General features: G+C 62.2%; 19 protein-coding genes. 7 read left to right on the plus strand and 12 right to left on the minus strand.

Going from position 1 to position 21,834, the window contains the following annotated elements:
- Positions 1-135: 135 nt before the first annotated feature.
- From FKP22_RS03240 to FKP22_RS03270, 7 genes are read right to left on the minus strand one after another with little or no spacing between them, the layout of a single operon-like run.
- Positions 136-678, minus strand: coding sequence for a shikimate kinase (locus FKP22_RS03240; RefSeq protein WP_141285133.1), 543 nt, complete (start codon positions 676-678; stop codon positions 136-138).
- The gene (locus FKP22_RS03245) at positions 675-3,419 is read right to left on the minus strand and encodes a beta strand repeat-containing protein (RefSeq protein WP_141285135.1); all 2,745 of its coding nucleotides are present in this window, start codon (positions 3,417-3,419) and stop codon (positions 675-677) included. Before FKP22_RS03245 ends, FKP22_RS03240 begins: the two co-directional genes overlap by 4 nt.
- Before the next feature lie 40 nt (positions 3,420-3,459).
- Positions 3,460-5,634 carry a type IV pilus secretin PilQ gene (locus FKP22_RS03250; RefSeq protein WP_231011953.1) on the minus strand — a complete coding sequence of 725 codons (2,175 nt, stop codon included), beginning with the start codon at positions 5,632-5,634 and terminating at the stop codon, positions 3,460-3,462.
- Positions 5,631-6,164, minus strand: coding sequence for a pilus assembly protein PilP (locus tag FKP22_RS03255; RefSeq protein ID WP_141285137.1), 534 nt, complete (start codon positions 6,162-6,164; stop codon positions 5,631-5,633). The genes FKP22_RS03250 and FKP22_RS03255 overlap by 4 nt, the downstream gene beginning before the upstream one ends.
- Entirely contained in the window at positions 6,161-6,865 is a 705-nt protein-coding gene (locus tag FKP22_RS03260) for a type IV pilus inner membrane component PilO (RefSeq protein WP_141285139.1), read from the minus strand. The genes FKP22_RS03255 and FKP22_RS03260 overlap by 4 nt, the downstream gene beginning before the upstream one ends.
- 9 nt (positions 6,866-6,874) lie before the next feature.
- Positions 6,875-7,495 (minus strand): PilN domain-containing protein, encoded by a 621-nt coding sequence (locus FKP22_RS03265; RefSeq protein ID WP_141285141.1) that lies wholly within the window; start codon positions 7,493-7,495, stop codon positions 6,875-6,877.
- The gene (locus FKP22_RS03270) at positions 7,492-8,571 is read right to left on the minus strand and encodes a pilus assembly protein PilM (RefSeq protein WP_231011952.1); all 1,080 of its coding nucleotides are present in this window, start codon (positions 8,569-8,571) and stop codon (positions 7,492-7,494) included. The genes FKP22_RS03265 and FKP22_RS03270 overlap by 4 nt, the downstream gene beginning before the upstream one ends.
- A gap of 270 nt (positions 8,572-8,841) precedes the next feature.
- Between FKP22_RS03270 and FKP22_RS03275 the strand changes: the two genes are divergently transcribed.
- On the plus strand, positions 8,842-11,238 hold the full coding sequence (locus FKP22_RS03275) for a penicillin-binding protein 1A (protein ID WP_141285143.1): 2,397 nt from the start codon (positions 8,842-8,844) through the stop codon (positions 11,236-11,238).
- Positions 11,239-11,315: 77 nt separating this feature from the next.
- Here the strand turns inward: FKP22_RS03275 and cyaY are convergent, their stop codons facing one another.
- Together cyaY and FKP22_RS03285 are read right to left on the minus strand one after the other, a co-directional pair.
- Positions 11,316-11,675, minus strand: coding sequence for an iron donor protein CyaY (cyaY, locus tag FKP22_RS03280; RefSeq protein ID WP_141285145.1), 360 nt, complete (start codon positions 11,673-11,675; stop codon positions 11,316-11,318).
- Between the two features lie 417 nt (positions 11,676-12,092).
- A complete protein-coding gene (locus FKP22_RS03285; protein ID WP_170200729.1) occupies positions 12,093-13,082 on the minus strand; it encodes a porin in 990 nt (329 codons plus the stop codon).
- A gap of 247 nt (positions 13,083-13,329) precedes the next feature.
- Here FKP22_RS03285 and coq7 point away from each other — a divergent pair, with 247 nt between their 5' ends.
- Positions 13,330-13,953, plus strand: a complete 624-nt coding sequence (gene coq7, locus FKP22_RS03290) for a 2-polyprenyl-3-methyl-6-methoxy-1,4-benzoquinone monooxygenase (RefSeq protein WP_141285149.1) — start codon at positions 13,330-13,332, stop codon at positions 13,951-13,953.
- 15 nt (positions 13,954-13,968) lie between these two features.
- Here coq7 and FKP22_RS03295 read toward each other — a convergent pair whose 3' ends face one another.
- Entirely contained in the window at positions 13,969-14,397 is a 429-nt protein-coding gene (locus FKP22_RS03295) for an OsmC family protein (protein WP_141285151.1), read from the minus strand.
- Positions 14,398-14,835: 438 nt separating this feature from the next.
- Between FKP22_RS03295 and ilvA the strand changes: the two genes are divergently transcribed.
- The gene (ilvA, locus tag FKP22_RS03300; protein ID WP_211361287.1) at positions 14,836-16,374 is read left to right on the plus strand and encodes a threonine ammonia-lyase, biosynthetic; all 1,539 of its coding nucleotides are present in this window, start codon (positions 14,836-14,838) and stop codon (positions 16,372-16,374) included.
- A 6-nt stretch (positions 16,375-16,380) separates the two neighbouring features.
- Here the strand turns inward: ilvA and FKP22_RS03305 are convergent, their stop codons facing one another.
- Positions 16,381-17,091, minus strand: a complete 711-nt coding sequence (locus FKP22_RS03305) for a peptidylprolyl isomerase (RefSeq protein WP_211361286.1) — start codon at positions 17,089-17,091, stop codon at positions 16,381-16,383.
- A gap of 228 nt (positions 17,092-17,319) precedes the next feature.
- Between FKP22_RS03305 and apbC the strand changes: the two genes are divergently transcribed.
- Together apbC and mobA are read left to right on the plus strand one after the other, a co-directional pair.
- On the plus strand, positions 17,320-18,411 hold the full coding sequence (gene apbC, locus FKP22_RS03310) for an iron-sulfur cluster carrier protein ApbC (protein WP_141285153.1): 1,092 nt from the start codon (positions 17,320-17,322) through the stop codon (positions 18,409-18,411).
- A 25-nt stretch (positions 18,412-18,436) separates the two neighbouring features.
- The gene (gene mobA, locus FKP22_RS03315; RefSeq protein WP_141285155.1) at positions 18,437-19,060 is read left to right on the plus strand and encodes a molybdenum cofactor guanylyltransferase MobA; all 624 of its coding nucleotides are present in this window, start codon (positions 18,437-18,439) and stop codon (positions 19,058-19,060) included.
- A 60-nt stretch (positions 19,061-19,120) separates the two neighbouring features.
- On the opposite strand, the gene FKP22_RS03320 is transcribed toward mobA, so the two are convergent.
- Positions 19,121-19,510, minus strand: coding sequence for a ribonuclease HepT family protein (locus tag FKP22_RS03320; RefSeq protein WP_170200730.1), 390 nt, complete (start codon positions 19,508-19,510; stop codon positions 19,121-19,123).
- A gap of 229 nt (positions 19,511-19,739) precedes the next feature.
- Between FKP22_RS03320 and FKP22_RS03325 the strand changes: the two genes are divergently transcribed.
- Together FKP22_RS03325 and FKP22_RS33680 are read left to right on the plus strand one after the other, a co-directional pair.
- The gene (locus tag FKP22_RS03325; protein WP_141285159.1) at positions 19,740-20,972 is read left to right on the plus strand and encodes a tetratricopeptide repeat protein; all 1,233 of its coding nucleotides are present in this window, start codon (positions 19,740-19,742) and stop codon (positions 20,970-20,972) included.
- Between the two features lie 115 nt (positions 20,973-21,087).
- Positions 21,088-21,834 (plus strand): ProQ/FINO family protein (locus FKP22_RS33680; RefSeq protein ID WP_233446800.1); only part of this gene is annotated, 747 nt, incomplete at its 3' end.

A 21,834-nucleotide genomic window follows, 5' to 3' on the forward strand; every position in this document is an offset into this window, starting at 1 on the left:
CGCGATGCTCGGAGTGATTGCCATGAGGCCGCAGTGTTCTAGTCAAATCAGCAGCTTACAAGAGGCAATTCAAGTCGATTCGGCCGTGCCCTGCGGCGACGACCCTCGATGGATGGTTGGGGGGCTGAATACGTACTAGCCGCTTGCCGGGCCCTTGAACTGCTCAGGCCGAGCAAGCTCCAGTTGCATCGCAATCAAGTGCGCCAAAGTTGCCACGGAACTGCGCCCCGTGTCGACGGTGAAGTCAGCGATCTCGCGATACAGCGGGTCGCGCTGCGCAAACAGTTCGCGCAACCGAACCTGAGGCGGCACGCCTTTGAGCAAAGGACGCTGGGTGTCGTGCTGCAGCCGGCGGGCCAGGTCATCTACTTGCGATCGCAGGTAGATGACCAGATTGCCATCCGCCTTGAGCGCGTGGCGGTTGGTCTCGCGCAGCACGGCACCGCCACCGGTTGCCAAAACCAATCCATCTCGCACCGCGAGCCGCGCGATGGCCAACTCCTCGACGTCACGAAATGCCGGCTCACCATGCAGCTCGAAATATGTAGAGATCGAGCAGCCGATTTGCTGCTCGATCTCATGGTCACTGTCCGCGAACCGCCAGCCCAGGTTGCGCCCGAGTTGGCGACCAATGGTGGACTTACCGCTGCCCGGCAGTCCAACCAAACTGACGATCACAACGAGCAGGCGGTCCCGGAAGGCGGCGCCGCGGAAGTCGACACAGCCACCGGGAAAGTCGTCGTCAAGCCCAACGGAGAAGTTGTGCTGATGTAGATAGTCCCAGAACTAGCAGTTGTGAACTTGTAGCTGATCGCCGCAGCGGTCGCCGTCGAAGTATTGGCCACCGGCGACCCACCGCTCACACTGGTGGTGATGCCGTCCGTCGCCGACACGGTAACGGTGGTGCCAGCGGGCATCGGATTGAGGCGATTGTTGTTCTCGTCAGAAACCAGGAAAGTCAGACTCCCCGCTGCAGGCAGCTTGTACAACGATCCGCTTGCCATGCGGTAGTAAGTAGCACTACTCGTAGTGAAGCCGTCGTCCGCCACCACGATGGACTGCGCCTGACATCCATCATCAAGCAAACCACCGGACACATTGGCGACGACCGGCGTAGACGTTGCATCTCTGAACCACATGAGACGGGAACCAGACGTGGATAGCACAGTCTCCGCCGCGCGACGAACATAGCCTGCATTGCTCCAGGTGCCGTCGCAAGTACCCGCTTGGAAAGGAATGCTTGCGTTGACGGCAAGTAGGGAACTGCTCGGAGAGTGGCACGCAATGGTTCCCGCCCCCTTGATGAACTGATCGCTTTGGCCCGCATTATAGGCTTGGCTGAATTTACGACTCAGGAACACAGCACCCAGATCTTGATAGTCCTCAATACTGTCCCATTTGTTGTCCCCGTTCATGTCAATGAACGACTCTTCACCCAGCGCATAAGCCACCACGGTGATTCGCCCATCGACAGGCCTCGGATCCGCCGACTGGAAGTTCACCGTCGTTCCAGCCAAACCATTTGTGATGGTAGTGAATCCCTGAGATTGGACTTGCCCACCCTCGGCCACGAAATTCACCGTCGTGTTGGCTGGCACGGGGTTGCCCATTCGATCGGAAGCGATCACCGTGTAAGTATTGGTTGTCCCGTCATGGTTCATGCCTTCGATGTTGATCGTCTGTTGAGACAGCGAAAAATTCAACTGGGACGGCAGTCCAACGGCGATGCTCAAGTTACTTGATACCGTAGAAATGCCTGCACTGGTCAACGTCGCCTTGATTCGAACAGGGGTTGGCACAGTTCCAGAACTCACTCGAACTGCCACCTGGCCATTCGAGTCACTGATCTTCGTTTCCGTAGGCGCGGAACCATCAGTATTCACACCCAGCGCATCCATGGTCAACCCGCCAACGGTCGTGGTCGGCTGAAGCGCTACGCTTTGGCCCGGGAGCGGATTACCCGCTTGATCGTTGACCACAAAGGTCACCACAGAAGTTTCGCCCAGTCCGGAACCCTTCAGATAGATCGTCTGCGGCGACGCAGAAACGAAGCCAAGACTGCCGGCGGAAGGCTGAGACAAAGGAATGGTCAGAGAGCCGCTGGTGGAGGTACCCACCACGGTCACCGTGACTGTGTCGGTCGTATCCGTCGCACCGCACTGTACATCCTTGTACGTAAAACTAGCCGATCCACTGGACGTTGTCACGGACGCAGGAGTAATGGTTGCCTTGCCCTTATTGGCGCACAGCGACTGAATGGACAAACCGACCGGTGTACCTGCCGTCGTTCCCGAGAGGCTGACATTCAACGTGGCTTGACCATAAGCGCTCAGAGCACCGGTCAACCCAGAGGTGAAGGTTTGGATGCCAACGGATGTCGCACTGGTTTGGAATCCGAGGCTCTTCGTCAAAGCCGTGCCGCTGACAGTGGCGGAAGCCACAACGTAATCGGCGCCTGTGGCTGTGGTACTCACCGGATACAACAGCACAGATGCCTTGCCAGTTGAATCAGTGAGTGCCGTGCTAGAACTGAACGTACCGAGGCCAAGTGTCGTGCTGAAAGACACGACAGCGCTGGGCACAGCATTCCCGCTCGCATCCTGCAGGGTCACCGATACCGTGACAGGATTCGAAGCTGTCACGGTTTGAGCGGAAAGCGCCAAGGCAAGCGAAGCCGCCCCCCCGCTGACACTCTCCACGACGCTGATTTTTGCAGTACCAGTCACGTTACCGCTGGTAGCGGTCACCGTAATCGTCCGCGTGGATGCGTCTGCACCCATACTCACGGTCGAAATGAATGTGCCAGATGTGCTGGTGGAGGAGGCCGTGGAAGTAACAACACCGCCGTTGTCTGCGGTGACCACTACCGGAGCGCCGCTGACAACCTGATTGTTAGAGTCAACTGCCGTAACCGTGACCGTTACGGGCGTCGGTGCTTGATTGGCAATCGCAACGGAACTCAGTTCAACACGAAGGGCTGAAACTGTCGTGCCGCCACTGGTACTTACCACTGAAATTCGCGCAGCGCCAGTTATCTTCCCACTTGTCGCGGTGACCGTAATCGTACGAACAGTGGTATCTGCCCCCATCCCGACCGAAGAGGTCAGCACGCCAGATGTATCGGTCGCAGAAGCAGTAGAAGTAACAACACCGCCGCTGTCCGCCGTTACAACTACAGGAGCGTCGCTAACAACCTGATTATTTGCATCCACCGCAGTAACAGTAACGGTGACTGCCGCGGGCGCCGTGTTGATGATCGTTGCGGAGCTAAGGTCCAAACGCAACGCCGCAACCGTGCTTGCGCCTCCGCCACCGCCACCAACCACGGGCGTGCCTGCATCACCTCCGCCACCACCACAGGCTTGCAACATGGCTGCCAAAAGCAACCAAGCCGCAGCAATTTTCTTCCGAACCATCATTTCCCCTCTATTCCTCTTCGGCCCAAGCCGATGCAAATACTCAGCGAGCTGCAGACCTGTCCGTGATGATCTTAGGTGTGATGAACATCAGCAGTTCCGTCTTGTTGTTGTACCGAACCGTGTCGCGAAACAAAACACCAAGATAAGGAATATCACCCAGCAGCGGAACCTTGTTGACCTCGTCGCGCTCCTCCTGCGTAAAGATGCCACCGATGACGACTGTACCGCCATTCTCCACCAGCACCTGGGTCTTCACGTGCTTGGTGTTGATCGCCGGGCCTGCGGTGGTGTTGTCGCCTCGACTATCCTTGTTGACTTCGAGCGCGAGAATCACATTGCCTTCTGGTGTGATTTGTGGCGTCACTTCCAGACGCAGACTCGCCTTCTTGAAGGACACCGCGGTGGCGCCGCTTGACGAAGCGATCTGGTACGGGATCTCCACGCCCTGCTCGACTTCAGCCTTGCCTTGGTCGGTGGTGATCACCCGCGGGCTGGACACGATCTTGCCCTTGCCTTCCGCTTCCAATGCGCTAAGTTCCAAGTTCAGAAAGCGATTGGCGGACGCACTGAAAAGCGAGAGTGCCATCGTTGCAGCGGAGGCCGTGCTGATGGCACTGGTATTGGCCGGAAGGCTCACGAACTGGCTGTTGGAGTAAGCGGTGTCGGTGCCCTGCTGATTGGTCTGATAACCAACCTGGTTGTAGTTGCCGCCCACCGTTACGTAGTTGCTACCGCCGACCGAATAGCCGGGAACTCCCCCATTGACGCCACGCAGGTCAGTAGCCCCCAATTTGATACCCAATGCCCGGCCGAACTTGTCATCAGCCTCGACAATGCGCGCCTCGATCAACACTTGGCGCACTGGAATGTCAATTTTGGAAATCATGGTCGTCACCTCTTCCAACTTGGAAGCAATGTCCGACACAAAAAGCTGGTTGGTTCGGGCTTCAGCCAACACCGAGCCTCGTGGCGAAAGAATCCGTGTTGCGTTGGCCCCCGAGCCTGACGCGGCGGATCCAGCACCGGCAGCGCTGCCTTGCCCGGTCAAGGCCTTTGCAATCTCTTCGGCCTTGGTGTAATTGAGCTGATAGGACTGGGTCCGCACGGGCTCCAGTTCCGTAATCTTCTTTTTTGCCTCAAGATCCACCTGCTCCTTGGCGGCAAGTTCTTCTTTGGGCGCGATCCACAGCACGTTGCCAGACTTGCGCATGCCCAGACCCTTGGCCTGCAAGATTATATCCAGCGCATGATCCCAGGGCACATCCTTCAGGCGCAGCGTAACGCTGCCGGTCACAGTGTCACTGGTAACCACGTTGAAATTGGTGAAGTCCGCGATAACTTGCAGCAGCGCGCGGACTTCAATGTTCTGGAAGTTCAACGACAGTTTCTCACCCTGGAAGCCGGGACCCTGCACCAGTTTGTTCGGATCCATGCGCACCGGACGAACTTCCAACACGAATTGCGTATCGGTCTGATAGGCACTGTGCTCCCAGGCACCGCGAGGCTCGATCAACAGACGAACTCGGTCACCATTTTGCACAGCCGAAATGCCTTGCACAGGCGTGCCGAAGTCGGAAACATCCAACTTGCGACGCAGACTCTCCGGCAGGGTGGAATGCAGGAACTCCACCACCAAATTCTGGCCCTGCTGCCGCAAATCTACGCCGACTTGGGTGTTGGCCAGCCCCACTACGACGCGCCCAGCGCCATCTGGGCCACGCCGGAAATCAATGTCCCGAAGCGCCAGCTGTTCGGAATTCTGGTTGGTGGCGAAATGCACCGCATCCTGGGCAGCACCTGCTGAAGCCTGCGAATCCAACAGGATCAAGAGCGTTTTGCCTTGAATCTCTGTCTTGTAGGAAGTTGCCTGCTTCAGGCTCACTACCAGCCGGGTGCGATCACCGGAATTGGCAACGTTGACAGACCGAACATTGCCCTGGTTAACCTCTACACTGGACGTGCCCAAACCATTGGTGACACCCGGCAGATCGATGGCCACCCGAGGTGGCGCCTGGACCACGAACCCGGTGGGCGCAGAAGCCAAAGGCTGGCTGAGTTCAACCCGAATCACTTCGCCATTGGCCTGTTGCGAACCGGTGACCGAGCGAATGACGTTTTGCGCCATAGCTAAGCCCGGCGCCATCATCCCGATCGACAGCGCCAGGGCTGCCGCGTACCAACTACGCATCTTGCGTGACTCCAACCTGTTGTTCATTGCCCCGACTCCTGAAGCTGGAGGGTACTGGTGCGTTCAATCCACTCGCCAGAGGCGTCTTGCACGATTTCACGCAACTCGAGCTCGGTTTCGGAAATCTTGGTGATCTTGCCGAAATTCTGACCCAGATAATCGCCCGCCTTCACGTAGTGCAGCAGCCCCTGAACCTTCAGCAATGCATGAGGCTGGCCCCCTCGATTCACACTGCCGACCATCTTCATGCCATCCAGAGGAAACGACTCCAACGGTTGCTTCCGGCGGCGCATTTCAGCCGCGAGGATCGCATTTGAGCCTCTCGCATCAAGTCGTGTCCCCGCCACCATCTTGCCCGCACCAAACGGCTCCGGCGCAACACTGCCAACATAAGGCTCCGGCTCGAATTTCCGCGGCGGTAAAATCGGTTGCACATTCGGCTTAACCTCTTTCGCCTGTTGATCCATCCAGGCCTGAATCTCCTGGTTGTCACCAGAACAGCCAGCCATCAACAGGATCAGTCCCAACCCAAGCCAAGTCAAAAACTGCCGACTCATGACTTGCCCTTCTTCTTTGCGCTCACCTTTGCAGCAGCCTCTCGCTTGACCTCAGCCACCTCGGCTGGATCCAGATAGCGGTAGGTCCGCGCTGTGGCTTCCATGACCAAGGCACCCGAGTTGTCCTTGGCTGTAGTGGGCGTGATAACCAAATTGTGCAAGGTGACGATGCGCGAAAGATTGGCGACATCCCCAGCGAATGAACCAATGTCGTGGAAGCGACCGGACACCCGAATGGCGATTGGCAACTCGGCGTAATAGTCCTTCACCACCACCTGCCCCGGCCGGAAGAGCTCAAATTGCATGCCCCGCCCAACACCGGCCTGATTGATGTCCGACAGCAGCGCATCCATCTCAGCCTTGCCTGGCAATTGCTTTTCCAGCTGAGTCACATACTCCTGAACCTGTTCCTTTTGCTTGCGTAACTCTTCAAGATTGACGGCCTGGGTGAGCTTCTGCCGATATTCGGTCTTGAGTTTTGGTTCAAGGTCCCGGGATTGCGCCAAACGATCTGTTTCATCACTGATCAATAACAGCCAGCCCACCACCACAGCCACGACGGCAGCCAATAGCCAGACCACAGCCTTTGGCAGTATCGGCCACTGTCCGGGCTCCTTGGGGTCCAAGCCCTGAAACTGGCCGCCCGCCGCACGCAGCGACGCCCCGACGTCGATTTGAGAGGTTTTTTTCTGTGTCGCCATGGTCAATACTCAGGACACTTTGGCGGTCGCAGGCTTGCCAAGTGCCGCGCCGCTGGCAGCCCCCGCAGGCGGAGCGGGCCGCTTGATCGACACTTTGATGGAAAAATCAAACAATTTGCGTTGATCCTTGCCAATCAGAATGTTGGCGGACTTGCTTTCCACCAACTCAGGACGCTCCAACCACGTGGAGTTGTAGGCAGTGTTGCGCAGTAACTCGGAAACACGCTCATTGGTCTGGGCAACGCCACTGACAGTGACCTGATTCCCACTTTGACGGACGGCAGTCAGATAGACACCCTCGGGCGTCTGCTTGACAAGCTCGTTCAACAGATAGACCGGCACATTCCGATCCGTCTGGAGGTTTTCCACAGCGTTTTGTCGCGCCTTCAAGGCTTCGATTTCAGCCTTCAAGTCCGCGATGTCCTTGATCTTGACTTCGAGCTTGGTGATTTCCGTCTTCAGAAAGCTGTTTCGGGAGTTCTGCGCGGCAGTCAATTGCTGCAACACGAGATACCAAAGCAGGACGATACCGGCACCCACAATGGCTGCCAGTCCCAGGGCCGCGAAAAATGCCCGCTTGCGTTCCTGCCGGCGCGCCTCTCGGTGGGGCAACAGGTTGATCAGGATCACTGCACAAATCTCCGCATGGCCAGGCCGCAGGCCGTGAGGTAAGACGGCGCCTCACGCTTGAGCTTGGCCTCCCGCACCGCCGGCCCTAATTTCATGTTCTCGAAAGGATTCACCACGCGCGAGGCGAAACCGGTGACGTCCTTGACGCGTTCGCGCAACCCGGTCATGGATGCCGCGCCACCCGCCAGCATCACGTAATGCACCTTGTGATGCGGCGTGCTGGTGAAGAAATATTGCAAAGCACGGCCAATTTCATGTGCCAAGCTGTCCACAAACGGCGTCAGCAAGGTGGGGCCATAGTCTTCGGGCAGATCGCCACTGAGCTTTTTCTGCTCCGCCTCTTCATATGAAAAGCCGTATTGCCGCGAGATCAACTGCGTGAGTTGGGCACCCCCGAAAGATTGGTCGCGGTCGTACAGCAACTCGTCTTCCCGCAGGACCTTGAGACTGGTGGTATCCGCGCCAATTTCAAACAACGCGACCAAAGCGTCCTTGCCTTGGTCAGGCAAAGCGGCGACCAGCCGCGTCATGGCCAGACGGGAGGCATGCGATTCAATGTCCAGCACAACCGGCGTCAACCCGGCCGCCTCGGCCAGGCCTTGCCGGTCCTGCACGCGGTCTTTTCGCGAAGCAGCGATCAACACATCCACATCACCGGCCGAATTCGAATTCGGTCCAATCACACAGAAATCCAGACTGACTTCGTCCAGCGAGAACGGGATGTATTGATGCGCTTCGGTTTCGACCTGAAGCTCCATCTCCTCTTCACGAAGACCGGCAGGCAGCACGATGCGCTTGGTGATGACCGCTGCGGCCGGCATGGCCATCACGACGTGTCGGGTGCGCGTGCCGCTGCGGGCCACAACGCGCCGCACCGCATCGGCCACTTCATCAAATTTCTCGATTTGCCCATCCACGATCCAGCCTTTTTCAAAAGGCTCGCTGGACAGTCGTTCGAGCACCAATTCGCCGGACGATGACTGACCCAGTTCAACCAGCTTGACGCTGGATGAACTGATGTCGAGACCCATCATCTGGGGATGTTTCTGGCCCAGAAAGCGATCAAGAAAACCCACGGGAGATGGCTCCAGCGACACCGTGAACGGGCGCAAAGTTAACAAAGCACTTCAATGCTAGCAGCAAGCTTGTTGACGAACCAAGGATTTCCCCGGAACGAATCCGCGCGTCCGTTGCGCCAGACTGACTGATTGGTAAGCAAACGATACCGGTGCGGAACCTTTGCGCCTCCACCCAAAAGCTGTGTTTGCGCCATGCGCTGGCTGCCTGAGCCAACGGCAGTTGAAGCAACTTCCACTTCCTATAATCGGCAGCTCAACGGGAGAACCATGAGCGACGCCGACCCCAACGATCCCGCCTCTTCCTCATCCAAAGGTCCCGGCAAGCACTCCAGTTCGAACGCCGCCGTCGCCCCCGCTTCGCGGGCGGTGGCCGCACTGTTGCGAGTGCTGGCGGCGCTGTTTGGCGTGGCCCTGGCACTGGGAGCGGCCGGCCTGATTTGCGGCGGCATTGCGTTGGCGGTCGCCTATCCGAATCTTCCGGAGCTGGACGCGATCACGGATTACCGCCCAAAGCTGCCGCTGCGAGTCTTCTCCGCGGATGGCGTCCTGTTGGGCGAATATGGCGACGAACGGCGGCAGTTCACACCCATTGCCGAGATTCCAGACGTGATGAAACACGCGGTGTTGGCGATCGAAGACGCCCGCTTCTATCAACACAGCGGCGTGGACTACCTGGGCGTGCTGAGAGCTGGCGTTGCGCAGTTCGGTGCCGCAGGCAGCCAGGGCGCATCGACGATCACGATGCAGGTTGCGCGTAATTTTTACTTGTCGACCGAAAAAACGATCACTCGCAAGCTTTACGAGGTGCTGCTGGCGCTGAAGATCGAGAGCGCCCTGAGCAAGGACCACATCCTTGAGATCTACATGAATCAGATCTACCTGGGGCAGCGCGCGCACGGCTTCGCGGCCGCCAGCGAAATTTACTTTGGCAAGCCATTGCGGGAACTGACCGTGGCCGAGGCGGCGATGCTCGCCGGGCTACCGAAGGCGCCGTCGGCCTACAACCCGATCGCCAACCCGCGCCGGGCAACAGTGCGGCAGCGCTACATCGTGGACCGCATGCTGGATAACGGCTTCATCACCGCCGAGCAGCGCGAGACCGCCCTCGCACAAACCCTGAAATACCGCACGCCAACCGAGGTGCCAGTGCATGCGGAATACCTCGCGGAAGCAGCGCGGCAATTGATGTTTGCCCAATACGGCGCTGATACCTACACCCGCGGGCTGAACGTGCAGTTGACGGTGCAAGCCTCGGATCAGGCCGCGGCCTACCACGCGCTGCGCAAGGGTCTGATGGACTTCGAGCGGCGGCAGGTCTACCGCGGCCCGGAAGCCTATGTGGACCTGCCGGCAGACCCCAAGGCGCTGGACGCACGCATTGCGGAAGCGCTGGCAGACCATCCGGATAACGACGAATTGAAGGCCGCGGTGGTGCTGGAGGCGTCGCCCAAGAAGGTCATTGCAGCACTGCAATCCGGCGAAGCGCTGACGATCACTGGAGAAGGCCTGAAGCCAGCGACCTCCGGCCTGTCAGACCGCGCAGACCCGAAGGTGCAAGTGCGACGCGGCGCCATCGTGCGGGTACTGAAGACTGTCAAGGGTGACTGGACACTGACCCAGCAGCCGGAGGTCGAAGGGGCATTCGTATCGATGGAGCCGCAAACCGGTGCCATCCGCGCCCTTGTTGGCGGCTTTGATTTCGGCAAGAACAAGTTCAATCACGTGACACAGGCGTGGCGGCAACCGGGTTCCAGCTTCAAGCCCTTCATCTATTCGGCAGCACTCGAAAAAGGCTTCACGCCAGCCACGGTGGTCAATGACGCACCGCTGTTCTTCGACGCCGGCAGCACCGGCAGCCAACCGTGGGAGCCGAAGAACTACGACGGCACCTTCGACGGCCCCATGTCGCTGCGGCGTGCACTGGCGAAGTCCAAGAACATGGTATCGATCCGCGTGCTGCAGGCCATTGGCGTGCCCTATGCGCGCGAATGGATCACCCGATTTGGCTTCGAGAAGGAGCGCCACGATCCTTACCTGACGATGGCACTGGGTGCGGGCTCGGTCACGCCAATGCAGATGGTGACCGGCTACAGCGTGTTTGCGAACGGCGGCTACCGCGTCAACCCGGTCTTGATCGCGCGGGTGACCGACACCCGCGGCCGCGTGCTGCATGAAACCCGGCTTGCACCGCCTGATGAATCGCTGCGCGTCATCGAACCGCGCAACGCCTTCATCATGAGCAGCCTGCTGCAGGAAGTCGCACGCTCCGGCACGGCGGCTCGCGCGCAGGCCACGCTGAAGCGGCCGGACATCTATGGCAAGACCGGCACCACCAATGACTCCATGGACGCCTGGTTCGCCGGCTTCCAGCCTTCGCTGGCAGCCGTCGTCTGGATCGGCTACGACAACCCACGCAAGCTGGGCGACCGTGAAACCGGCGGTGGGCTGTCGTTGCCCGTCTGGATCGAGTTCATGGGCCAGGCGCTCAAAGGCGTGCCGGTGGCCGAAGTGCAGCCCACGCCAGGTGTGGTCAACGTGGCGGGCGAGTGGTACTACGACGAGTTCAGTGGCGGCCAGGGCGTCAGCAGCCTGAACACAGAAGAACACCTGCCCACGCCGCCAAACGAGGACGAGAAGAAAGGCATCCTGGACCTGTTCCGGTAGGAAGCCCATCCCGACCAGATTCGCTCGCCGCCGTGTGAACTGACGTCAAAGAGTCCCGAGGAGGCACCGCGCCGCCGTCAGGCGCCAGTGAACAGAAGTGCCACGCCAGCCTGCGCGCTGGCGTGATGCGAAAGACTTTGGAACAGTTCACTGCCATCACGCGTATCGACCCAGCGGCCAGCCGCCACGTCACATCGGTAGTGGAAACCGCCGCCTCGCGCCGCCAGCCAGATCTCGTGCAGCGGCGGCTGGGTGTTCAGGATGATCTTGCTGCCGTTGGGGAACGACAACTCCAGCAGGCCGCCGGTACGGTGGGTGTCGATGTCGATCACATCCCGGTCCAGCCACTGGTCGATCTGAGCTTCGACGCTGGCGAGCGCCAGGTGAGCCAGTTCGTGGTATTGCGCGTCAGTCAGGGTCGGAGCTGTCGTGGTCATCGCTAAAATTCAGTTATGCCGCATTGCGTGATGTTCAGTGTAGTGGCGCCGCAAAAGCGAGCACCTTTGAAGACCTCTTCGTCGCATGCCTTCTGTGGCCTGCCGCGAACTGCAACGCTGGCTGCAGGGCTGGCCCTGGCACTGCTGTGCGCTGGCTGCGGCCAACGGGCCAATTTGGTGCTACCCGATCAGGCATCAACCAAGCCGTCTCGCGCCTCTGCAACTTCTCCGGCCTCCACCGCGGCGCCGGCAGCCAGCGCAAGCCAGCCCTGAGTGACGCAGGCCGACTCGACAACTTGAGTCGCGCCTTGGCAAGAGCCGATGTGACAGAAATAAAAAAGCCCGAGAGGCATGGCCTGTCGGGCTTTTGCTCACACGGCATTCGCGCAGAGTGACTGCGCAAATGCCTGGAGAGACTTAGAACGAGTGGCTGAGACCGAAGTCGTAGCCGTTCTTGTTGTCGGCCGCCAAACTGCCACCAACATCGCCACCGATGCGGGCGTAGTCAGCATAGATCTTGGTGCGCTTGGACAGCTTGTACTCCACGCCCAGCCCAGCCTTCTTCAGGGTCTGCGAACCTGCGGCAAAGTCCACCTTGGACTGTGCGTAGCCAGCCTTCAGGTTGATGGCGCCGTAAGGCACAACCACGCCAACGAGGAAGCCCTTGACGTCAACGTCATTAATGGTCTTGCCATCGGAATACGAGCCGGACAGCTTGGCCATGCCGAAGTCGTAGGAACCGACAGCGGTCCACATCTTCTGGTTTTCAAACGTGGTGGCTTCGTACGCACCACCGACCATCAGCGAACCCATCGTGTAGGAAGCACCGACCGCATAGGGCTTCTCGGTGCCAGCGCCGTAAGTTTCCGCAACGGAAGCTGACAGCTTGAAGGCACCAAAAGCACCGTCATAGCGAACAGAATTGTCCAGACGACGCACATCCACCAACGCCTGCGTGGCGTCGAACTTGCTGGTGCGCAGCGTGGCGCCAACGTCACGCAGCTGAGCAATGGTGTCGCCACCGAACGGGTCAGCAGAGCTCACCACATCCCAGGCGCCGCTTTCCATGCGACCCAGTTGCAGGGAACCGAACTTGGTGTTCAGGCCCACGGAGGACCAACGGTTCCAGAAGGTGGTTCCGCCTTGTGCAGCGCCGGTGTCGGCAGAAATTTGGCTTTCAATCCGGAAGATGGCCGACATGCCATTGCCCAGGTCTTCAGAACCCTTGAAGCCGATGCGGCTGCCGTTGTTGTCGGCAACTTGCTTGTCCTTGGAAGCCACGGTCTTGGCCAGTGCCAAGTCCAGCTTGCCGTACACGGTCACCGACGATTGAGCGGAAGCGGCGCCGGCGAAAGCACCCAGAACTGCCAGAGCGAGCAGAGTTTTTTTCATTGCAACTATCTCCAAGATTGGTACGAGAGATCCGGAGGGTTGGCCTGGCCGCTTCATTGAGCGGCTGGTCCGGAGCGCACTAAAGGCAAACCCTGATGCGGAAGCTGAGCGTGATTGCACCAGAGCCCCGCCAAGGAGGCAAACTTTCAGGCACATCCGGCCCAGGGTCGTTGCCTATGGACAACGGGTGGCCAAAAAACGAACGCGTCACAATGGCGTCTTGCGAAATTCACATAACGCCAGCAATGGGGAGAAACCCAGGATGCTCGACACCTTGTTGATCAACGCAGATCAAGCGCTGCGCACGCTCTCAGGCGGCGCGAGAGCCAACCGCGCCAGCCCTGCGCAGCCCGAGCTTGGCGCGACGGCACTCAGCGCGTCGCAGAAGCGACTTTCCGGCGCACTGATGCGTGTGAACCATGTGGGCGAAGTTTGTGCGCAGGCGCTTTATCAGTCACAGGCGCTGGGCACACGTGATCCCGCGCTGCGGCGGGATCTGCAACAAGCCGCCGACGAGGAGATTGATCACCTGGCCTGGACGGCGGAACGCCTGAAGGCCTTGAACAGCCACGCCAGCTGGCTGAACCCGCTCTGGTACGCCGGCGCTTTCTCGCTGGGCCTGCTGGCCGGCCGAGCCGGAGACCGCTGGAGCCTGGGCTTTGTCGCGGAGACTGAGCGGCAGGTGGCCCGGCATCTGGCCAGCCACCTCGCGCGCCTGCCCACCGAGGACCATGCGTCACGCGCCATCGTGGCGCAGATGCATGCAGACGAAGTCCGGCATTCGGAACAGGCTGAGGCCGCCGGGGCCCATCGGCTGCCGCCCCCCGTTCGCGGCCTGATGCGGGTGGCAGCCAAGGTCATGACGACCACCGCACACTACATCTGACGATGCCGCGCAGCCTCAGGCCCCAGCCTCGCGCACTTCAATGCTGGTGCTGATCTCCGCCGTGCGGCCCAACATCGCTGTGGCCGAGCAATACTTTTCGTGCGACAGCGCCACGGCCCGCGCTACCGCGGCCTCCGGAAGCTGCTTGCCGGTCACCACGAAATGCATGTGCAGCTTGGTGAAGACTTTCGGGTCGACCGACGCACGCTCGGCCTTGAGGGACACAGTGCAGCCGCTCACCTCGTGTCGCCCGCGCTTCAGGATCAGCACCACGTCGTAGGCCGTGCAGCCGCCAGCACCGGCCAGCAGCGTTTCCATGGGGCGCGGCGCCAGGTTGCGGCCGCCGCCTTCAGGCGCGCCGTCCATGCTCAGCAAATGGCCGCTGCCAGTCTCCGCCAGCATCGACATGCCGGTTTCCGGCACCCAGTGGATCGTGCATTCCATCGACTTCATCCTCGTATGACGGCAGCGCCGCAGGCTCGCGACGCCACCAAATGTGAATTATCTCGCGGCGCGCCCCGCTGAAGGTTCGCCACGGGCCGCTTGCAACATATTGCAGCGCAGCACAAGTGCGGTTAAACTCTATTCATCGCATTGATGGATCTATCGATCAATGCCCCGGTTGTCTCCTCCACCTCCTCCATTGGTGGATTCAGCCCGGAGCTGCAAAGCTCCGGGCTTTTTTCTGTCTGGCGACATCTGGCGTAGGTCACAGCGCGCTGCTTTACCATGCAGCGCTTCTGCGTGGCAGACCCTCCGGGCGATGCGTGCGAAGTCATTTCAACCAGCATTGCACCGAGGAGAGACGCCATGGCAGGCGCCGCCCGTCCGGCCCGCCCTGCGGCGCGCCCGGCATCCAGTCGTTCCATGTCCGGCACCAGCATGGCGATCCAAGCGGCCACGCCGCCGAGCGCCAACGACTACCTGCGCAAGATCCTGAACGCCAAGGTCTATGACGTTGCAGACGAAACCGCGCTGGACCCGGCCCGCACGCTGAGCAAGCGCCTGGGCAACCAGGTGCTGCTCAAGCGTGAAGACCTGCAGCCGGTGTTCAGCTTCAAGCTGCGCGGCGCCTACAACAAGATGGCGCACCTGCCGCCGGAAAAGCTGCAGCGCGGCGTCATCTGCGCCTCGGCAGGCAACCATGCCCAGGGCGTGGCCATGAGCGCCAAGCGCATGGGCTGCCGCGCCGTCATCGTGATGCCCGTCACCACACCCAAGGTCAAGATCGACGCCGTGGCCGGCTGGGGCGGTGAAGTCGTGCTGCATGGCGAAAGCTATTCAGACGCCTACGGCCACGCGGTCGAGCTTGAAAAGGCCCAGGGCCTGACCTTCGTGCATCCGTTCGACGACCCGGACGTGATCGCCGGCCAGGGCACGATCGCGATGGAAATCCTGCGCCAGCACCAGGGGCCCATCCACGCGGTTTTCTGCGCCATCGGCGGCGGCGGGCTGATCTCCGGTGTCGCGGCCTACATCAAGGCAGTGCGGCCCGAGATCAAGGTCATTGGCGTGCAGACGGTCGACTCCGACGCGATGCTGCGCTCGGTCAAGGCGGGCAAGCGCGTGACGCTGCCCGATGTCGGCCTGTTCGCCGACGGCACCGCCGTCAAGCTGGTCGGTGAAGAGACTTTCCGCCTGGTGCGAGAGCTGGTCGACGACTTCGTGGTCGTCGACACCGACGCCGTCTGCGCCGCGATGAAAGACGTGTTCCAGGACACCCGCAGCATCGTCGAGCCTTCCGGCGCGATGGGCGTGGCCGGCCTGAAGCAGTACGCCGCCGAGCACAAGCTCAAGGGCCAGACGCTGGTGGCCGTGACCTGCGGCGCGAACATGAACTTCGATCGCCTGCGCTTTGTCGCCGAGCGGGCCGAGCTTGGCGAACAACGCGAAGCCTTGTTCGCGGTGACGATCCCCGAGGAGCGCGGCAGCTTCAAGCGCTTCTGCGAACTGATTGGCTCGCGCAGCGTCACCGAGTTCAACTACCGCATCTCGGACGCCAAGATCGCCCACGTCTTCGTCGGCGTGTCCATCAGCAAGCGCGACGAGGCCGACAAAATCGCCCGCAGCTTCACCCGCCACGGCTTCGCCACCGTCAACCTGACCGACGACGAGCTGGCCAAGGAGCATGTGCGCCACATGGTGGGTGGCCGCAGCGAGCTGGCGCGCGACGAGCGGCTTTACCGCTTCCAGTTCCCCGAGCGCCCGGGCGCACTGATGCGCTTCCTATCGGCCATGCATCCGGACTGGAACATCAGCCTGTTCCACTACCGCAACCAAGGCGCAGACTACGGTCGAATCCTCGTTGGCATGCAGGTGCCCAAGGGCAACAAGCAGGCCTTCAAGAACTTCATTGCCGGCCTGGCCTACCCCTGCGTGGACGAGACCGACAACCCGGTCTATCAGCTGTTCCTGCGCTGAGCAGCTTCAGCGCAGCGCCACGCCGGGCGGTACGGCCTGCGGCGCAGGCTCGACCCGCTCGGCCCGCAGGATGCGCACCGGCTTGACCAGCAACTGCCCACGCACATAGTCCTCGCCCTGGGCCGGATCGGTCGCCGCGCCGTGGATGCGGCGCACCACGTCCATGCCTTCCAGCACCTGCCCAAAGGCGGCAAAGCCCTGGCGATCCGGGTTGCGCTGGCCGCCGAAATCCAGCCCCGGCTGCTCACCGATGCAGATGAAAAACGCCGCGGCCGAGCCGGTGCCCACCGCACCACGCGCCAGCGACAGCGTGCCGTCATGGTGCCGCAGCCCGCTGGCCTGCGTGGTCTCGTGAGCCACCGGCGGCGCTGGCGTGTCGTCGCCCGCCACGCCACCCTGAATGACTTCGATCTGCGGCGTGCCGTGATCGTTGTCTCGCCGCACCGTGCGGTAGAAGCTGGCGCCCGCGTACAGCCCACGGTCCACGTAGCGCAGGAAATCGCCAGCGGACACAGGAGCGTGTGCCAGGTCAACAGCCACCACGATGGTGCCCTGCTCGGTCACCAAGCGGACCTGCACCGGCGGCGTGGGTGCAGTGGCCGCCGGGGTTGGCGGCGCGGTGGCAGCCCTGGCCGCACCGGCACAACCAGCCAGCACCCATGCCAGCGAGAACCCGCACAGCCTGCGGCGAAGAAAACCATGGTTTGCGTTCATCATTCAACGGCTCCGGTTTGCCGAGCCCCGGTGAAAAGTTCGCAAAGCGTCTCCAGATGGACCACTGCGAACCAGGGCTCCTGTGGGCTGCGCCCATGCACCAAGGGCGCAGCCGGTAGACTGCAGCGCATTCTCCATCCACGCGCAGCGCCGCCGCTGACCGACACTGCGCGCCCGGCTGCCTGCTGGCGCCTTCCGCGCCGGCCCCGCCCTCCCCTGCTCTCCACGCCCATGGCCCTCACCGAACAAGCCGTTCTCGCGGCACTGCAAACCGTCGTCGACCCCAACACCGGCAAGGACTTTGTCTCCACCCGCCAGCTGAAAGCCCTGCGCCTCGATGGCGGCAAGGTCAGCTTCGAGGTCGAGCTCGGCTACCCGGCGCGCAGCCAGGTCGCACTGCTGCAGTCAGCCCTGGCAGCGGCTGCTCGGACATTGCCCGAAGTTACCCAGGTCGACGTGCAGGTCAACAGCCACATCGTGGCGCACCAGGTGCAGCGGGGCGTGGCCTTGTTGCCGGGTGTGAAGAACATCGTCGCGGTCGCTTCGGGCAAGGGCGGCGTCGGCAAGAGCACCACTGCAGTGAACCTGGCGCTGGCGCTGGCGGCGGAAGGTGCATCGGTCGGCCTGCTGGACGCCGACATCTACGGCCCCAGCCAACCCACGATGCTGGGCATTTCCGGCCGTCCGGAAACCCTGGACGGCAAGAGCATGGAGCCGATGCAGGGCCACGGCATCAAGGTCAACTCCATCGGCTTCCTGGTCGACCCGGGCGACGCAATGATCTGGCGCGGCCCGATGGCCACGCAGGCGCTGGAACAGTTGCTGCGCCAGACCAATTGGGGCGAGCTCGACTACCTGATCGTCGACCTCCCGCCCGGCACCGGCGACATCCAGCTGACCCTCTCGCAGCGCGTGCCGCTGACCGGTGCCGTCATCGTCACCACGCCGCAGGACGTGGCGCTGATCGACGCGCGCAAGGGCCTGAAGATGTTCGAGAAGGTCAGCGTGCCCATCCTCGGCCTGGTCGAGAACATGGCCGTCTACTGCTGCCCGAACTGCGGCCACACGGCCCACATCTTCGGTGCCGACGGCGGCAAGCGCATGGCCGAGACCCACGGCGTGCACTATCTGGGCGCATTGCCGCTCAGCCTGGCCATCCGCGAACAGGCCGATGCTGGTGCACCCACCGTGGTGAGTCAGCCCGACAGCGAAGAAGCCGGCCTCTACCGCGCCATCGCCCGTCAGGTCGCGGTGCAGGTCGCGCAGCGCGCCAAGGACTTCTCGTCAAAGTTCCCCAGCATCAGCATCTCGAAGAGCACCTGACCCTCTGGGCAAAAGGGTCCTGAACATGACCGCCAGCATCCCGCGCGAGCAGGTCACCGGCCTGCTGCTGGCCGGCGGTCGCGGCCAGCGGCTGGGGGGGGTCGACAAGGGCTTGCAGACCTGGCACGGCCGGCCGATGGCCGAGTGGGCCTTGCAGCGCCTGGCACCCCAGGTCGGCACCTGCCTGATCAGCGCCAACCGCCATCTGGCTGACTACGCGGCGCTGGGCATGCCCGTGCTGGCCGACGCCGAGGGCGACTTCCCCGGCCCGCTGGCCGGCTTCCTGGCCGGCCTGTCGGCTGCGACCACGCCATGGCTGGTCACGGTGCCCTGCGACACGCCAAATTTCCCGCTGGACCTGGTCGCCCGACTGGCGAATGCCGCGATCACGCAAGACTGCGAGATCGCGATGGCCGCCACGCGATCCCCCGATAACGCTGAGGCACTGCGCCCCGAACCGGTGTTCTGCCTCCTGCGCTGCCATCTGCGTGCTTCGTTGCAGGCCTATCTGGCGCAAGGCCGGCGCCAGGTCGAACACTGGGCACGCCAGCACGCTTGCGCCTTCGTCGGTTTTGAAGACAGCGACGCCTTCTTCAACGTCAACACGCCTGACGACCTGGGTCGCTTGCGCAGCCTGCCGGCCGGCTGAGCCGGTCGCTGCGGCCGTGCGGCATTCACCAAACCGGCGCACCCTCGCGGCAGGCCAGCCTCAGTTCCAGTAGTTGAACAGCTCCGGCCGGGTGGCCCGGTATTGCTGCAAGGTGCTCAGCGTGGCAGGCACCAGCGAGTGCGCACCAAACCACAAGGCCTCGTCGCGGGCCAGGCCGCCGAGCTGATCCAGCGAGCTGGCCATGCCGCGCCAGCCTGCCCAGTCGATCTCCGGCATGCTGCGCATTGCATCCCGCGGCAAATGGCGCAAGGCCGTGGCCAACAGCCCCAGTTGCCGCGCCACCTCGCCCCGCTTGGTACCCGAAGCCAGCAATTCGACCTCGGCCAGCCCGTGGGTCAAGCCCAGTACCGCTTCGCCTGCCTGTTGAATCGCACCCAGCACGGCCGCCGTGTCGGTCGGCCGGTTTTGTCTTGTCATATCCCCGTTCATGCCCGCTGCTTCAGCATGATTCGGGCCAGCCACCCGGCGCAGCAGGCGTAACCATTCCCATTGGGGCCGCCGAGTTACAAAAAGGGCATGCCAGAAGTCGCCGCTGCGCATCACACCAAAACGTCTGCCCATGCGGCAAGGCGCCATTCCCACGCCAGCGGTTCCGCTCTACGATGAAGCATCGCCGCCGGCCATTGGCCTGCAGCTTCCATGCGCAGCAGGAGGTTTCATGCACACGCAAGGTCAAGCCCGTTTCGTCGCCGCATGCACGGCTGCACTGGCGTTGACCGCCATGCTGGCCGGCTGTGCGCAAGATCCTGCGCGGTCCCTTTCACAGCCTGCAGCGGTTGCCCGCATGGGCGCAGCGACACCGGCCATGGAGGCCCTACTGGCCGATGGCTTGTTCGCCGCGCCGCGGGAAACCATCGACACCAGAGACCTGTTCGCCGTGAACACCGAGATGCTGCATTTCCTGCGCGGCGAACTGTCACCGTTTCTTCACAGCGAGGGCAACCAACGCGGCCTGTACGAAGCGTTGCAAAGCACCAAGTACCTGAAACTCGACTACGACGCGACGCAAACCCGCACCGCAGCCGAAGCATTCAAGGCGCGCTCCGGCAACTGTCTTTCGCTGGTGATCCTGACCGCAGCGCTGGGCCACCGACTGGGCTTGCAGGTCAGCTTCCGACAGGTGCTGGACGAGGACACCTGGGGACTGAGCGGCGACATGGTGGTTGCCAGTGGCCATGTCAACGTCATACTCGGGCAGCGCAACTGGATGGCATTTGGCCGCGACAGCCAAGCCCTCGTCGTGGACTTCATGCCCTCCGAAGCCGTGCGCGGCAGGCGCGCACGGCTCATCAGCGAGGACGACGTCGTCGCGATGTTCGAGAACAACCGCGCCGTCGAGTCCATGGCCCAGGGCGACCTCGACACCGCTTACTGGTGGGCCAGAGCCGCGGTGTCGCATGAAAAACCCGCCGCCGCTGCCGTCAACACACTGGGCGTGATCTACCAACGCCGCCAACTTCCCGCTATGGCCGAGCAGGCCTATCGGCAAGCGCTCGCACTCGAACCAACCGACCTGCGCTCGCTGGCCAATTTGGCCGGCCTGATGCGAAGCGAGGGCCGAGACAGCGAAGCCACCCCGCTGGACCAGCGGATTGCCAAACTGATGCCGCAGCAGCCCTTCCACCACTTCCGCCTCGGCCTGGCCGCGGCGCAGCGACATGATTGGCTGCAAGCCCGCGATGAACTGACCCGCGAACTCGAACGTGACCCAACCTTCCAGGACGCCCAGGCCTGGCTGGCCCAGGTCTACCTCGAACTGGGTGATTTGCCCAATGCGCGCAGCCACCTCGCGCTGGCCGCGAAAAATGGCAGCACACCTGGCAACCGTGCGCTGTACGCAGCCAAGCTGGAGCATCTGCGGGCGGTGTCGCAGGTCGCCGCCAGCCGCTGAATCGGGCGCATGAGAGAAGCTTCGACCCCACGTAACAAAGCGCTTGAAAGGGCTGTGCGCGCAAAGCCGCTCAGCATGGGCACAATCGCGCCTTTCCCGCGCTTTCTGAATCTTCATGTCATCGACCCCTTCGCTGCCGAACCCGGCGCCCCTGGACCCTTCGGCCGAGACGCCAGAGGCCGCCGCCGCGCCCGGCATCGAATCCACCAGCCCGGAGGCGGGCGACTCGCCTGAGGCCGCTGCCACCGTTGAACCCGAGGCCCTGCAAGCCAGTGGCGACGAGGCGGCAGAAACCCCCGCAGCCGCAGCAACCGAGGCCGTGGACGCTGACGCCACCAAAGGCGAAGAAGCCCCGGCCGAAGACGCTGCACCGGCCGCCGCTGGCGCCAAGCCGGCGCCGGTGGCCATGTCGCCAGCCGAATGCGCCCAGGCGCTGAAGTCGCGCTTCCCGGCGCTGTTTGCTGGCGCGCCCAAGCCACTGAAGCTGCGCATCCAGGCCGACATCCAGGCCCGCGCGCCCGGCGTGTTCACGCGCCAGTCGCTGTCGGCCTTCCTGCGCCGCCACACCGGCAGCACCAGCTACCTGATCGCGCTGAGCCGGGCCAAGACCCGCTTCGACCTTGACGGCCAGCCGGCCGACGAGTTGAGCGACGAGCACCGCCAGGCGGCGGTAGATGAACTGACGCGCCGCCGCGGCGTCACGCAGCAGCGCCGCGAGGCCGAAGACCAGCAGCGCCGCGACCGCTTCAACCTGCTGCGCGACTTCGAGCACACCACGCTGACCGAGCCGAACTTCTGCGCACTCAAGGGCCTGACGCCCGAGCAACTGCATGCCACGCTGGCCCAGGCTCGGCAGGAGCTG

Origin of the sequence: Ideonella azotifigens, assembly GCF_006519715.1 — a bacterium.
Classification (GTDB): Bacteria; Pseudomonadota; Gammaproteobacteria; order Burkholderiales; family Burkholderiaceae_C; genus Ideonella; species Ideonella azotifigens.